Here is a 713-nt window from a genome sequence, read left to right on the forward strand (position 1 = left end):
GCTACCGCTTCTGTAACGGGTGGTTGTGATCCGGTTCTTACCAATAATGCAACAGGTGCAGGAACACTTTGTACCGGCGGTGCCGTAACAGTGACCTTCACTGCTACTGATCTTTGCGAAGCGCCGACAGCAACAGCAACCTTCACCGTAACACCGGCAACACCTGTCGTGATAACCACTCCGGTTGCAACTACAGTAAATGCATGTGACTATGCAGACCAGGCAGCGCTTGATGCAGCCTTCCAGGCATGGCTGGCAACAGCCAGTGTAACGGGTGGTTGTGATCCGGTTCTTACTAATAATGCAACAGGTGCAGGAACACTTTGTACCGGTGGTGCCGTAACAGTGACCTTCACTGCTACTGATCTTTGCGAAGCGCCGACAGCAACAGCAACCTTCACCGTAACACCGCCAACACCTGTCGTGATAACCACTCCGGTTGCAACTACAGTAAATGCATGTGACTATGCAGACCAGGCAGCGCTTGATGCAGCCTTCCAGGCATGGCTGGCAACAGCCAGTGTAACGGGTGGTTGTGATCCGGTTCTTACCAATAATGCAACAGGTGCAGGAACACTTTGTACCGGTGGTGCCGTAACAGTGACCTTCACTGCTACTGATCTTTGCGAAGCACCAACTGCAACGGCAACCTTCACCGTAACACCGGCAACACCTGTAGTGATAACAACCCCGGTTGCAACTACAGTAAATGC

Annotated in this window: 1 protein-coding gene; it reads left to right on the top strand. The window is 52.3% G+C overall.

What is annotated here, in order from left to right:
• Positions 1–713, top strand: a 713-nt coding sequence (locus tag ACFEL9_RS26165) for a hypothetical protein (protein WP_385896381.1), incomplete at both ends; no start/stop codon positions are given.

Origin of the sequence: Terrimonas alba (assembly GCF_042434975.1) — a bacterium.
Lineage (GTDB): Bacteria > Bacteroidota > Bacteroidia > Chitinophagales > Chitinophagaceae > Terrimonas_B > Terrimonas_B alba.